The organism is Streptomyces recifensis (genome assembly GCF_002154615.1).
Lineage (GTDB): Bacteria > Actinomycetota > Actinomycetes > Streptomycetales > Streptomycetaceae > Streptomyces > Streptomyces griseoluteus.
This window is the reverse complement of record NZ_MUNH01000039.1, coordinates 1-12200: the sequence shown is the minus strand read 5'-3', so window position 1 is coordinate 12200 and position 12200 is coordinate 1. Positions and strand designations below refer to the sequence as shown.

General features: G+C 73.6%; 12 protein-coding genes. 7 read left to right on the top strand and 5 right to left on the bottom strand.

Features of this window, described 5'->3' with window-relative positions; translation table 11 throughout:
- The coding region (locus CCN33_RS02745; RefSeq protein ID WP_167387750.1) for a molybdopterin-dependent oxidoreductase at positions 1-888 on the bottom strand (888 nt) is incomplete at its 3' end.
- 104 nt (positions 889-992) lie between these two features.
- Positions 993-1607, bottom strand: a complete 615-nt coding sequence (locus CCN33_RS02740; RefSeq protein ID WP_244173574.1) for a TetR/AcrR family transcriptional regulator — start codon at positions 1605-1607, stop codon at positions 993-995.
- A 216-nt stretch (positions 1608-1823) separates the two neighbouring features.
- Here CCN33_RS02740 and hmgA point away from each other — a divergent pair, with 216 nt between their 5' ends.
- The 4 genes from hmgA to CCN33_RS02720 all read left to right on the top strand — a co-directional run bounded on the left by hmgA (position 1824) and on the right by CCN33_RS02720 (position 6447).
- On the top strand, positions 1824-3173 hold the full coding sequence (gene hmgA, locus CCN33_RS02735; RefSeq protein WP_086690673.1) for a homogentisate 1,2-dioxygenase: 1350 nt from the start codon (positions 1824-1826) through the stop codon (positions 3171-3173).
- Between the two features lie 99 nt (positions 3174-3272).
- Positions 3273-4022 (top strand): GntR family transcriptional regulator, encoded by a 750-nt coding sequence (locus tag CCN33_RS02730; protein WP_086690671.1) that lies wholly within the window; start codon positions 3273-3275, stop codon positions 4020-4022.
- Positions 4023-4066: 44 nt separating this feature from the next.
- Positions 4067-5203 (top strand): type ISP restriction/modification enzyme, encoded by a 1137-nt coding sequence (locus tag CCN33_RS02725; RefSeq protein ID WP_086690669.1) that lies wholly within the window; start codon positions 4067-4069, stop codon positions 5201-5203.
- A 47-nt stretch (positions 5204-5250) separates the two neighbouring features.
- Positions 5251-6447: a CaiB/BaiF CoA transferase family protein gene (locus tag CCN33_RS02720; protein ID WP_086690678.1), complete on the top strand. Its 1197-nt coding sequence runs from the start codon at positions 5251-5253 to the stop codon at positions 6445-6447.
- A gap of 94 nt (positions 6448-6541) precedes the next feature.
- On the opposite strand, the gene CCN33_RS02715 is transcribed toward CCN33_RS02720, so the two are convergent.
- The 3 genes from CCN33_RS02715 to CCN33_RS02705 all read right to left on the bottom strand — a co-directional run bounded on the left by CCN33_RS02715 (position 6542) and on the right by CCN33_RS02705 (position 8339).
- Positions 6542-6811, bottom strand: a complete 270-nt coding sequence (locus tag CCN33_RS02715; protein WP_086690667.1) for a hypothetical protein — start codon at positions 6809-6811, stop codon at positions 6542-6544.
- A 128-nt stretch (positions 6812-6939) separates the two neighbouring features.
- The gene (locus tag CCN33_RS02710) at positions 6940-7755 is read right to left on the bottom strand and encodes an anti-sigma factor (protein ID WP_086690665.1); all 816 of its coding nucleotides are present in this window, start codon (positions 7753-7755) and stop codon (positions 6940-6942) included.
- Positions 7752-8339 (bottom strand): sigma-70 family RNA polymerase sigma factor, encoded by a 588-nt coding sequence (locus CCN33_RS02705; RefSeq protein WP_086690663.1) that lies wholly within the window; start codon positions 8337-8339, stop codon positions 7752-7754. The genes CCN33_RS02710 and CCN33_RS02705 overlap by 4 nt, the downstream gene beginning before the upstream one ends.
- 158 nt (positions 8340-8497) lie before the next feature.
- On the opposite strand from CCN33_RS02705, the gene CCN33_RS02700 reads away from it, so the two are divergent.
- The 3 genes from CCN33_RS02700 to CCN33_RS02690 all read left to right on the top strand — a co-directional run.
- Positions 8498-10033, top strand: coding sequence for a DUF4331 domain-containing protein (locus CCN33_RS02700; protein ID WP_086690661.1), 1536 nt, complete (start codon positions 8498-8500; stop codon positions 10031-10033).
- Positions 10003-11514 (top strand): tetratricopeptide repeat protein, encoded by a 1512-nt coding sequence (locus CCN33_RS02695; RefSeq protein WP_425275823.1) that lies wholly within the window; start codon positions 10003-10005, stop codon positions 11512-11514. The genes CCN33_RS02700 and CCN33_RS02695 overlap by 31 nt, the downstream gene beginning before the upstream one ends.
- Positions 11511-12200: GNAT family protein (locus CCN33_RS02690; protein ID WP_483027233.1), on the top strand; the 690-nt coding region annotated here is incomplete at its 3' end. The genes CCN33_RS02695 and CCN33_RS02690, both read left to right, overlap by 4 nt.

Here is a 12200-nt window from a genome sequence, read left to right as displayed (position 1 = left end):
GGCGTAGACGGCGGCGGTGGGGGCGGCGGCGAGTTCACGGGCGAGGGTGCGGATGGTGTCCGGGTCGACGTCACAGGCTCCGGCGACGGCCTCGGGGGTGAAGTCCTCCATCGCGTCGCGGAGTTCGGACAGCCCGTCGACGTGCGGGGCGAGCTCCCCGAGGTCGACGAGTCCCTCCTCGAACAGCACGGTGGTCATCGCGGCGAGGAGCAGGGCGTCGGCGCCGGGCCGGATGGCGAGGTGCCGGTCGGCCAGCTTGGCGGTGCGGGTGCGGCGGGGGTCCACCACGGTGAGGTGTCCGCCGCGTGCCTTGAGCGCCTTCAGCTTGCCGGGGAAGTCGGGCGCGGTGCACAGACTGCCGTTGGACTCCAGCGGGTTGGCGCCGATCAGCAGGAGGTGGTCGGTGTGGTCGAGGTCGGGCACCGGGATGGCGTTGGCGTCGCCGAACAGCAGGCCGCTGGAGACGTGCTTGGGCATCTGGTCGACCGTGGAGGCGGTGAACAGGGAGCGGGTGCGGACCGCGCCGAGCAGCACGGTCGGGTAGAGGGCACCGGCCATGGTGTGCACGTTGGGGTTGCCGAGGACCACCCCGAGGGCGTCGGCGCCGTACCGCTCCACGACCGGACGCAGGCCGCGTGCGACGGCCTCGAACGCCTCCTCCCAACTTGCCTCGCGCAGCTCGCCGTTCTCCCGGACCAGCGGGGTGCGCAGCCGGTCGGGGTCGGCGTCCAGCGCGCCGAAGGAGGCGCCCTTGGGGCAGATGAAGCCCTTGCTGAACACGTCGTCCCGGTCACCGCGGGCGGCGGTGACGCGGGTGCCCTCGATGGTGAGGGTCAGGCCGCAGGTGGCCTCGCACAGGGGGCAGATTCGCAGGGCGGTGCGGGGCACGGGTCCTCCCGGAGGGTCGACGGCACGGCCGTAGCAGCAGGGCGCCGGTGGCTCGGGCGAGCATACCGACCGGTAGGCATGGTGGGGAGCCCTGTGGGCCGGCTTCAGTCGAGTACGCGGCCCAGATAGGCCCGAAGCAGCTCCCGCGTCTCGTGGATGATCGCCGGGTCGCCGTCCGGGTCGGTGCTGAAGGCGAGCTGGATGAGGGTGTCCGCGCTCTCCACGGCCACCAGCAGGACGCGGCGCAGGTCGTCGTCGGGGGTGCGGCCGAGGTAGCCGGCGATGAGTCCCCCCAGCCGGTCCGCGACGCGGGTGTTGGGCGCGGTGCCGCGGGTGCCGACCGGTATCTGGTTGCCGAAGTCCACCAGGGCGAAGCCGGGCGCGGTGCGCTTCATGCCCAGGTACTCGTCCAGGATGACGTCCATCGCGGCGCGCCAGTCGCCGGGCGGCGCCTCCTTCAGCCGGGTGGTGACGTGCTCGGTGTAGTGGCGCAGGTTGCGCTGGGCGAGGGCGTCGGCCATCTGCCGCTTGTTGCCGAAGAAGCGGTACACCGAGCCGATGGGCACCCCGGCCCGCTCCGCGACCGCGCGGGTGGTCAGGGCGTCGTAGCCGACCTCGTCCAGGAGGGCGGCGCAGGCGTCGAGGATTCTGGTCAGCCGTTCGGCGCTGCGCCGCTGAACGGGGGCGCGGCGGAGGGATGTCACATGGGGCACGGCCACATGATGCCTCGCCACGGGGAGGCGGAGAAGGGCGGGAGTCCACGCACGTGCCCCGTACGCCCCCGTACGTCCTCCGTACGTCCTCCGCACGTCCTCCGGGCGGCCGGTTCTCGCGCCCCGGCCGGGTGAAGGGCGCGTTCGCCCCTTGCGCACATCCTCCGGCATTCCTACGGTGCTCCATAGGAATGCCGGAGAAGCGTGCGCAAGGGAGCGATCATGACCGATGGGGGTACCTCCCGCGCGAGCGGGATCGAGCGTGGGGGAGCGCGGAAGACCGCCGAAGCACTGGCGTACCTCACCGGGTTCGGCAACGAACACGCCTCCGAGGCGGTGCCCGGCGCTCTGCCCGAGGGCCGCAACTCACCGCAGCGCGCACCGCTCGGCCTGTACGCGGAGCAGCTCAGCGGGACGGCGTTCACCGAGCCCCGCGCCCACAACCGCCGCTCCTGGCTCTACCGCATCCGGCCCTCGGCCGCGCACCCCGCCTTCACCCGCACCGCCAACGGCGCGATCCGCACCGCCCCCTTCACCGAGACCGTGCCCGACCCCAACCGGCTGCGCTGGAGCCCGCTGCCCGAGCCACTGCCGGGCACCGACTTCCTGGCCGGCCTGTGGACGCTGGGCGGCAACGGCGACGCGACCCAGCGCAGCGGCATGGCCGTGCACCTGTATCACGCCAACTCCTCGATGGAGCGGGTGTTCTCCGACGCCGACGGGGAGCTGCTGATCGTCCCGGAGCGGGGCGGACTGCTGCTGCACACCGAGTTCGGCCGCCTCCATGTGGAGCCCGCACAGGTGGCCCTCATCCCCCGTGGGGTCCGGTTCCGCGTGGAGCTGCTGGACGACTCGGCACGGGGTTATGTGTGCGAGAACTATGGTGCGCCCTTCCGGCTCCCGGACCTCGGCCCCATCGGCGCCAACGGCCTGGCCAACGCCCGCGACTTCCGGGCGCCGGTCGCCGCGTACGAGGACGTCGAGGGCCCGGTCGAGGTGGTCAACAAGTTCTGCGGCAACCTCTGGACGGCCACCTACGACCACTCCCCGCTCGACGTGGTCGCCTGGCACGGCAACTATGTGCCCTACGCCTATGACCTGCGCCGGTTCAATGTGATCGGCACCATCTCCTACGACCACCCGGACCCGTCCATCTTCACGGTCCTGACCTCCCCCTCGGACACTCCGGGTCTGGCGGGCGCCGACTTCGTGGTGTTCGCCCCGCGCTGGCTGGTGGGCGAGGACACGTTCCGGCCGCCGTACTTCCACCGGAACGTGATGAGCGAGTACATGGGCCTGATCGAGGGCGCCTACGACGCCAAGGCGGAGGGGTTCGTGCCCGGCGGGGGCTCGCTGCACAACATGATGTCGGCGCACGGCCCGGACCGGGAGACCTTCGACCGGGCGAGCGCGGCCGAGCTGCGCCCGCAGCGGATCGACGACGGGCTGGCCTTCATGTTCGAGACCCGCTGGCCGATCGCCCTCACCCCGGATGCGGCCCGCGCAGACCACCTCCAGCGGGGCTACGACGACGTGTGGCGCGGACTGGAGCCGCACTTCCGCCCCTCGTGAGGACTCCGGATGCCCACTCCGAGTGACGATCTCGACGGACAACTCCCATGTGTGGCCGTTCCGTTGCGCCGACCGGTCCGGACAGGTACGGATAGCCGCGTGACCTCTTTCGCCCCGGACTCGATCGTCCTGAACCGCAAACTGCCTCTCTGGTACCAGGTGTCGCAGTCGCTGCGGGCCTCCATCCTGGGCCGCTCCCCCGAGGACCCGCTGCGGCTGCCCACCGAGGAGCGGCTGGCCGGGCACTACGGAGTCAGCGTGCTGACGATGCGGCAGGCGCTGAAGGAGCTGGAGGACGAGGGGCTGATCAGCCGGCACCGGCGGCGCGGCACCTTCATCGAGCCGGGGGTGCGGCGCGGGGCGCCGGTGAGGCTGCTGGGCTCGGTGGACGCGATCGTGGCCCAGCAGTCCGGGATGACCGCCGAGCTGCTGGACGTGGCGCGCGTTCCGGTGCCGCCCATGTGGGCGGAGCACTTCCCGGACCTCGCCGAGGTGTCGGTCTACCACCGGCTGCGCGGGGACGCGAAGACCGGCGAGCCGACCAACCACGCCGTCAACCATGTGCGCCCGGAGCTGGCCGACCGGATCGACCCGGCCGATCTGGCCCGCTGGCCGATGACCAAGGTGCTGCGGGACGTGGTGGGTGCCGACATCAGTCGGATCACCGACACGGTGGAGGCCCGGCTCGCCGACCCGGAGACCGCCCGACTGCTGGAGGTGCCGCTGCTGAGCCCGATCCTGCACTACACCGGGGTCACCTACGACACCGCGGGGCGGGTGCTGGACGTGGCCGTCATCCACTACCGGGGTGACCGCTTCTCCTTCACCGTCACCCTGGAGGCGACCTGAGCGCCGCCCCCGTTCCCGTACCCCGTGCGGGCCGAGGCCGTAGCATTCCGGACGTGACGTACGAGGACGCGCCGCCGCTGGCGGACCTCATGCCGTGGTCCGTCGCACCGCTGCGACCGGGCCGCGCCTGGCCGACGGCACCCGACCCGGCGTCCCTGAAGGCCCGGTGGACGGCCCTGCTGGCGGCCGAGGGGGCGGAGCGGGCGGCCCTGTTCGAGCCGACCCGGTCGCGCACCGTCGACTCGGCGGTGGCCCAGCTGCCCGGCCGGCACACCGGTACCGAGCGGCTGGCGCGGGCCGCGGGGCCGTGTCCGGAGCCGGTTCGGGTGCTCGCGGCGCCCTTCGACGAGCGCTGGCTGATTCCGGACCACCGGCTGATCGACCTCGCCCGCCCGGAGTTGTGGCGGGTGGCGGACGAGCACCAGGTGTTCGTGGTGGAGGCGGGCGCCGGGCTGCTGGCGACCTCGCTGCCGCCGACCCTCGCGACGGGGCGCATCCGTCCGCTGTACCGGCGTCCCGGCGGCGCCGAACCCAACCTGGCGCCGGGCCTGCTGGACGAGCTGGCCGCGCGGCTGGGCTCCCGGCCCACGGCGGCGGAGGTGGTGGCGTGGATACTGGGCGCCGTGCAGGCCGACCTCACCGTGCCGCTCACCGGGGACCGGGAGGTGTGGGCGCGGGGGGTGGAGACGGGCCGGCGCGCGCTGTGGCTGATGCGCCGGGACGGCGAGCGTCCCAAGCTGCCCGGCGGCCGCCGCCCGTACGTGCGCGCGCCGCTGCCCCCGTACCCGCGCACCCTGCGCCACGACGCCGAGGACGAGACGCTGTACCTGGACGAGGGCCGGGTGTCCCCCGTCCCGCGCGCGGCCTGGGAGCACGAGGTGGCCGGGGTCCGCACGCTGGAAGCCTGGTTCGCGGCCCGTACGACCTCCGGCGCCCCCGGCACCCTGGCCGCGATCGGCCCCCGCACCTGGCCCCAGAGCTGGACCTCGGAGCTGCTGGAGCTGATCACGGTGCTGACCCTCCTGACCGAACTTCCCGGCCCGGAACCGGTGCCGGAGCCGATCACGGCAACGGATCTGCGCACGGCCGGAGTTCTCCCACCGGCGCCTCCGACCCGCCGCCCCGCCTCGGTGCTGGACCACCAGGAGGAGGGCCCGGAGGGGCAGTTCGCCCTGCTCTAGCGAGGTGCCGGGTGACAGCGTGGGCCCGCCGGGAGATCATCGCGGGCATGGATCTGTTGCCGCCGCCCCTGGAGGGCGTCACCGTCGTCGCCGTCGAACAGGCCGTGTCCGCGCCCTTCGCCACCCGTCAACTGGCCGATCTGGGCGCCCGGGTGATCAAGGTGGAGCGGGTCGACGGCGGTGACTTCGCGCGCGGCTACGACACCGCCGCCGACGGCCTCGCCTCGCACTTCGTGTGGTGCAACCGGGGCAAGGAGTCCATCGCGCTGGACCTGAAGGACCGGCGCGGCCTGGACGTCGTACGGCGGCTGATCGCGGACGCGGACGTGTTCGTGCAGAACCTCGCGCACGGCGCGGCGGCCCGCCTCGGCCTGGACGCGGCCACCCTGTGCGCGGCCGACCCGCGCCTGATCGCCGTGGACATCTCGGGGTACGGCGGCTCGGGGCCGTACGCGGACAAGCGGGCGTACGACATGCTCGTGCAGTGCGAGGCGGGACTGGTGTCGGTCACCGGCACGCCCGAGCGGCCGGTGAAGGCGGGCATCCCCGCGGCGGACATCGCGGCGGCCATGTACGCCTTCTCCGGAGTGCTGGCCGCGCTGGTGCGGCGCGGCACGACCGGGCGGGGCGGCCCGGTGGAGGTGTCGATGCTGGAGGCGCTCGCCGAGTGGATGGGGCACCCGCTGCACCACACGATGCACGGGGGCGAACCCCCGGCGCGCACCGGTCTGGCGCACGCCGTCATCGTGCCCTACGACTCCTACGCCACCGCCGACGGCGGCCGGGTGCTGCTGTCGGTGCAGAACGACCGGGAGTGGCGACGGCTGGCCGAGCTGGTGCTGGACAGACCGGAGTTGGCGCACGACCCGGCGTACGCCACCAACGCGGCGCGGGTGACCGGGCGGGCGCGGACCGACGCGCTGGTCGGCGGGGCGCTGGGCACGATGACGGCGGACGAGGCGCTGGCGCGGCTGGAGGCCGCGGGGATCGCCTGTGCGCGGATCAGGGATCTGGCGGAGCTGGCGGAACATCCACAGCTCGCGGCGCGGGAGCGGTGGCGGCGGGTGGGTTCTCCGGTGGGTCCGCTGCGCGCGCTGCTGCCGCCCATCACGCTGCCGGGCGGCGCGGAGACGCGGCTGGGGGACGTGCCCGCGCTCGGCCGGCACACCGACGCGCTGCTCCGTGCCGTGGGGATGACGGACGACGAGATCGCGGCGTTGCGCCGGGACGGTGTGGCGGCCTGAGCGGGGGTTGACACGCGAAACTGCGGGACGGGCGCCTGTTCGGCGGGGCCGGGCCGGGACCGGGCGGGACTCCGGGGAGTCCGCTCGGTACGGCTCAGTGGCTGCCGAAGAGCGACCGGCGCAGCCGGCGCAAGGGGGCGAAGAGAGAGACCCGGCTGACGCGGACGCGCCGGTCGCTGCGCTGACGCACGGTGTCCCGCGCGGTCAGCTCACGCATGAGCGACGTCGCCTCGACCGTCTTCTGCTGCGGTATGGCGGGTCCGCCGAGCACCGCGAGATGGCGGTCCAGACGCCTGCTGGTCGCACCACTGCCGCAGGTGATCGCAGGGACCCTGGCCCTGCTGCGCATTGCTATCTGCTCCATGTCACTCCCCACCCGTACGAATCCACCCGGCCCACGGGCAGAGTAACCCTATCGTCCCCATAGGGCATGCGTGTATCTCGGCCACGGGATTCACCTTCCCCACAAGGGGGTTGATCATCCCTCATCGACTACTCTCCGAATCCGACTGATTTCAGGGTGAGTTGGACAACGGGCTGGCCAGTGGGGTGTGTGGAACCGCCGTTCGGCTCGACGGTCACCGCGAGTGACGCCGAGGACTTCTCGAGCCCCTTGACCGCCAAGGGCGTGTCGCCGCTGAGAAGCCCGAGAGACCGGGGTCCGGCGCCGGGGCGCGTGAGCCAGAGCTGATGCACCCGGCCGCCGGACGGGCTGCCGTATCCGCTCAGCGTGACGACGGCGCGGCCCTCGGACGGCGAGGCGACGACGGCGAGCGCGCGGCCGTGCCCGTCGGTCCCCGCCGTGGCGCGGGCGTCGGGAGCGGCCAGAACGTGGGCGATGTCACGTGCCCGCGCCCGCTCGGCGGCGAGCCGTCCCTCGGTGCGGTGCGCCTGGACGGCGAAGAGCGAGGCGACGACCAGGGCGGCAGCGGCCGTCACGGTGGCGAACGGCACGAACAGCGGGCGCGGGCCGGCCCGCCGGGCACGGGCGGGCGGCGGCTGGACTCCCCACACGTGCGGCGGCAGTTGGGCGGTGCGCGGCCGGCCGGCCGGTGCCGGTTCCTGCGGGGTGGTGCGTACGGCGGCCAGGACGCGTTCGCGCAGGGCGGCCGGGGCGGGGGCGGCGGTGGACCAGGCCAGCCGGACGGCGTCCTCGGACAGTTCGCGGACCTCGGCCGTGCAGCGGCCGCAGCCCGCGAGGTGTTTCCGGAACCGGCGCCGCTCGGTGGGGTCGAGGGCGTCCAGGGCGTAGGGGGCGGCCAGCGAGTGCGGGTCCTCGCGGCGCAGAAGACGGGTGAAGACGCTCACGCGGCACCTCCGAGGCAGCCGCGCAGCCGGTTGAGGCCGTCGCGCATCCGGGTCTTGACGGTGCCGAGCGGCAGGGAGAGCCGTTCGGCGACCTCGCGGTAGGTGTAGCCGTCGTAGTAGGCGAGGGTGACGGACTGGCGCTGGAGGTCGGTCAGCCGTCTCAGACAGCGGCGCACCCACTCCCGTTCCAGTCCGGCCTCGACCTCCTCGGTGACGTGGTCGAAGGCGGGCTCCCCGGCACGCAGGGCCTCGCGCTGTTCGCGTTCGCCGGCCGCCCGGGCGCTGCGCACCCGGTCGACGGCCCGGCGGTGGGCGAGGGTGAGTATCCAGGACAGGGCGCTCCCGCGTGCCGGGTCGAACCGGGCCGCGGAGCGCCAGAGTTCGAGCAGCACCTCCTGGACGACCTCCTCGGACTGGGCGGGGTCGCGCACGACCCGCCGGACCAGCCCGAACACCGGCCCGGAGATCAGGCCGTACAGCTCCTCGAACGCCTGGTGGTCGCCGCCCGCCACGCGCACCAGCAGTACCTCGGCACCCTCACCCCGGCCGTGGCCGCACCCGGCCGTGCCGGTGACCCCTCGCATCCGCACGAACGCACACCTCCGGCGGTTGATACGGATCGGAGAGCCGAAAACGCGGGTCGGAAAAAAGGAAAAAGAAAGTTCCGCTCCGGCCAATCCGCGATCGCCGACCGCTCCGTATACCCGTCCGTCAAGCAAGTCGGATTTCGAGGACGGACGGCATGACTCTCTTCGCCAGAAGCGGCACGGCACTCAAGGGCCTGGTCCCGCTCGTCTGCGGCGCGCTCGCCGCCGGTGGGCTCGCGGCCGCCGGTGTCGCCACGCTGGAGCCGGGGGCGGCCTCCGCCTCCTCCCACCGGGAGGCCCCGCTGATCTCGGGCACCCCGCAGTACGACAACACCGACCTGTACGCGTTCGTCAGCCCCGACAAGCCGGACACGACGACGATCGTGGCCGACTGGATACCGTTCGAGGAGCCGGCGGGCGGCCCGAACTTCTACACCTTCGCCGACGACGCGCAGTACGACCTGCACATCGACAGCGACGGCGACGCCCAGGACGACCTCCTCTTCCGCTACACCTTCAAGACGCGGACGAAGAACGGGAAGACGTTCCTCTACAACACCGGCCCCGTCACCAGCCTGGACGACCCCGACCTCAACATCACCCAGACCTACGACCTGGAACTGGTCCGCATGAAGGGCGGCCACGCGATGTCCCGGACGAAGGTGGCGGACGACGTGCCGGTGGCTCCGTCCAACGTGGGCAAGGCGTCCATGCCGGACTACGGCAAGCTCCGCTCGCAGGCGGTGTACAAGACGGCCGGCGGGGCGGCGACCTTCGCCGGGCAGGCGGACGACCCGTTCTTCCTGGACCTGCGGGTCTTCGACCTGCTGTACGGCGGCAACCTCAGCGAGGTCGGCCGGGACACCCTCAAGGGCTACAACGTCAACACCATCGCCCTCCAGGTCCCCAACGACCTGATCAGGCAGTCGGCGGACCAGCCGGTCGTCGGCATCTGGTCCACCACCCAGCGCCGCAACGCCCAGGGCTACTACAGCCAGGTCTCCCGTCTCGGCAACCCGCTGGTCAACGAGGTGGTCAACCCTCAGGCGGACAAGGACCGCTTCAACGCCTCCCAGCCCTCGCACGACGCCCAGTTCCTGAAGAACGTCACCAACCCGGAGCTGCCCAAGCTCATCGAGGGCATCTACAAGATCGACGCCCCGGCCGAGCCGCGCAACGACCTGGTCGACGTCTTCCTCAAGGGCGTCAAGGGCCTCAACCAGCCGCCGAACGTGCGTCCTTCGGAGCAGCTGCGGCTGAACACCTCGATCAAGCCGACCATGCACCCCAAGCGGCTCGGCGTGCTCGACGGTGACAACGCGGGCTTCCCCAACGGGCGCCGGCTCACCGACGACGTGATCGACGAGGCTCTCCAAGTCGTGGAGGGCGAACTGCTGGGCGCCAAGAACGACTTGGGCGACGCGGTGGACGCCAACGACAAGAAGTTCGAGAAGTCCTTCCCCTACGTCGCCAAGCCCACGGCGGGTTCGCGGGGCGCGCTGGCCAAGGGCACGACCGCGGGCGCCGACGTCAAGAGCCAGCTCGGTGACGCGCTGAGCCCGGCCTCGGCAGCGGGCGGCACCGGCAACACCGTGCTGATCGCCGGTTCGGCGGCGGCGGGCGCGGCCGGCATCCTGCTGCTCGGCACCGTCGTCGGCTGGTGGCGCCGCCGGATGCGCCGCGCGTACTGAGCCGCACCCCGAAAGCGACCGGCACGGCCCGTACCCCTTCCCCCACGGCGGGCCGCGCCGGTCTTCCCGACCACCATCAGGCGAACCAGGAGAGGGCGATGGGCCCGCGTACGAGTAGTGACGAGCAGACCGACGGCACGCCGGACGGTCGCGCTCCGGGCCGCCGGACGGCGTGGCGGGTGGCGTCCGCCGCCCTGCTGGCCGTCGCGCTGACCGGTGGCGCGGTCGCCTTCGGGGCCGCGCGGGACGGCGGGCGGGTCGCCCCGGCCGCCGCCTCCGCCGCGATGGACCCCGGCGCACTGGCGAGCGCCGACCCGGACGCGGCCGTGGCCGTGCTCCAGACCCACCTGAAGGCGCAGCCGAAGGACCACGACGGCTGGGCCACCCTCGGCCTGGCCTACGTGGAACAGGCCCGCACCAAGGGCGATCCGGCCCGCTACCCGCAGGCGCAGGCCGCCCTCCGCCGCTCCCTCGCTCTCGCCCCCGGCAACGACAGGGCGGTGGCCGGGCAGGCCGCTCTCGCAGCGGCCCGCCACGACTTCACCGGCGCCCTCTCCCACGCGGACCGCGTCCTGAGGCACAACCCCTACGACGAAGGCGCCCTGTGCTCCCGCATCGACGCCCTGGTCGAACTCGGCCGGTACACCGAGGCGGCACGCGCGGCGGACACCGCCGACGCCCGCAAGCCCGGCATCCCCGTCTTCACCCGGTACGCCTACGTGCACGAGCTGCGCGGTGACGTCACCACGGCGCGGCGCGTCCTCCAGCGGGCGCTCACCGGCGCGACCTCCCCCGGCGACATCGCCTACGTGGCCGCCCAGCTCGGCCAACTCGCCTGGAACCAGGGCGACTACAGGACGGCGCTCACCCAGTACGCCCGCGCCCTGGCCGCCGACGACACCTACCTCCCCGCGCTGGAGGGCCGGGCCCGCGCCCAGGCGGCGAGCGGGCAGCGGGCCGCCGCCGTCAAGGGGCTGGAGGCGGTCGTCGCCCGTGCCCCGCTGCCCACCTCCCTGGTCGCGCTCGGCGAGCTGTACGAGGCGCGCGGCGGGGCGGGTGACCGGGAGAAGGCCCGCCGGCAGTACACGCTCGTCCAGGCGTGGATCGCGCTCGCCCGCGCCAACGGCGTCGACGCCGACCTCGACACCGCGCTGGCCGCCGCCGACCACGGCGACAAGGGGGCCGCCCTGCGCGCGGCCCGCGCCGAGTGGGCCCGCCGGCACACCGTCCACACGGCCGACGCCCTCGCCTGGGCGCTGCATGTCAACGGCCACGACACGGAGGCCCTCGCGCACGCCCGCGAGGCCACCGCCACCGGCTACCGCAACGCGTCCTTCCTCTACCACCGGGGCGTCGTCGAACTCGCCACCGGACACGCGAAGGAGGGCCGGGCCTCGCTGGCGGCGGCACTGAAGCTGAACCCCGGCTTCTCGCCGCTCGGTGCCGCCGAGGCCCGCAAGGCACTGGAGGCGGGCAAGTGAGACTCGGCCGTTCCCTCGCCGTCCTCGCGGGCGCCTGCGCCGTGCTGCTCGGCCCCGCCCCGGCGGCGGACGCGCATCCCCTGGGCAACTTCACCGTCAACCGGTACGACGGCCTGGTCGCCGCTCCCGGCACGCTGCACATCACCCATGTCGAGGACCTGGCGGAGATCCCGGCGACCCAGGCCAAGCCGGACCTGGACCGGCTGGGCACCGCCCGCTGGGCCGAGCTGCGCTGTGCCGCGGCGGCGCGGGGCAGCGAGGTCACCGTGGGCGGGCGCCGGATCACCCTCACGGTGTCGGCCGCGCGGGCCGAGCTGCGGCCGGGTCAGGCGGGGCTGGAGACCCTGCGGCTGGAGTGCGCGGAGTCGGCCCCGCTGCCCGCGGGCGCGACGGTGAGCGTCGGCTTCCACAGCGCCGGGGTGTCCTCCGGGCCGGGGTGGCGGGAGATCACGGCGCGGGGCGACCGGATGACGCTGAGCCGGTCCGACGTGCCGCGGCAGTCGGTCTCGCGTGAACTCACCACCTACCCGGCCGGCCTGCTCTCCTCCCCCGCCGACACCTCCACCGCCCGGCTCACGCTCCGGCCCGGCGGGGCCGCCCTCTCCCCGGAGCGGGACGCGCCCGGTGCCTCGGTGCTGCCGCGCGGCGCCGACCGGTGGACCCGGGCCCTCGGCGACCTGGTCGCC

What these genes read in the sequence shown, in the direction of transcription:
- hmgA (WP_086690673.1), top strand. Translation starts at nt 1,824, where the DNA reads ATGACCGATGGGGGTACCTCCCGCGCGAGCGGGATCGAGCGTGGGGGA.
- CCN33_RS02700 (WP_086690661.1), top strand. Translation starts at nt 8,498, where the DNA reads ATGACTCTCTTCGCCAGAAGCGGCACGGCACTCAAGGGCCTGGTCCCG.
- CCN33_RS02705 (WP_086690663.1), bottom strand. Translation starts at nt 8,339, where the DNA reads ATGCGAGGGGTCACCGGCACGGCCGGGTGCGGCCACGGCCGGGGTGAG.
- CCN33_RS02715 (WP_086690667.1), bottom strand. Translation starts at nt 6,811, where the DNA reads ATGGAGCAGATAGCAATGCGCAGCAGGGCCAGGGTCCCTGCGATCACC.
- CCN33_RS02720 (WP_086690678.1), top strand. Translation starts at nt 5,251, where the DNA reads ATGGATCTGTTGCCGCCGCCCCTGGAGGGCGTCACCGTCGTCGCCGTC.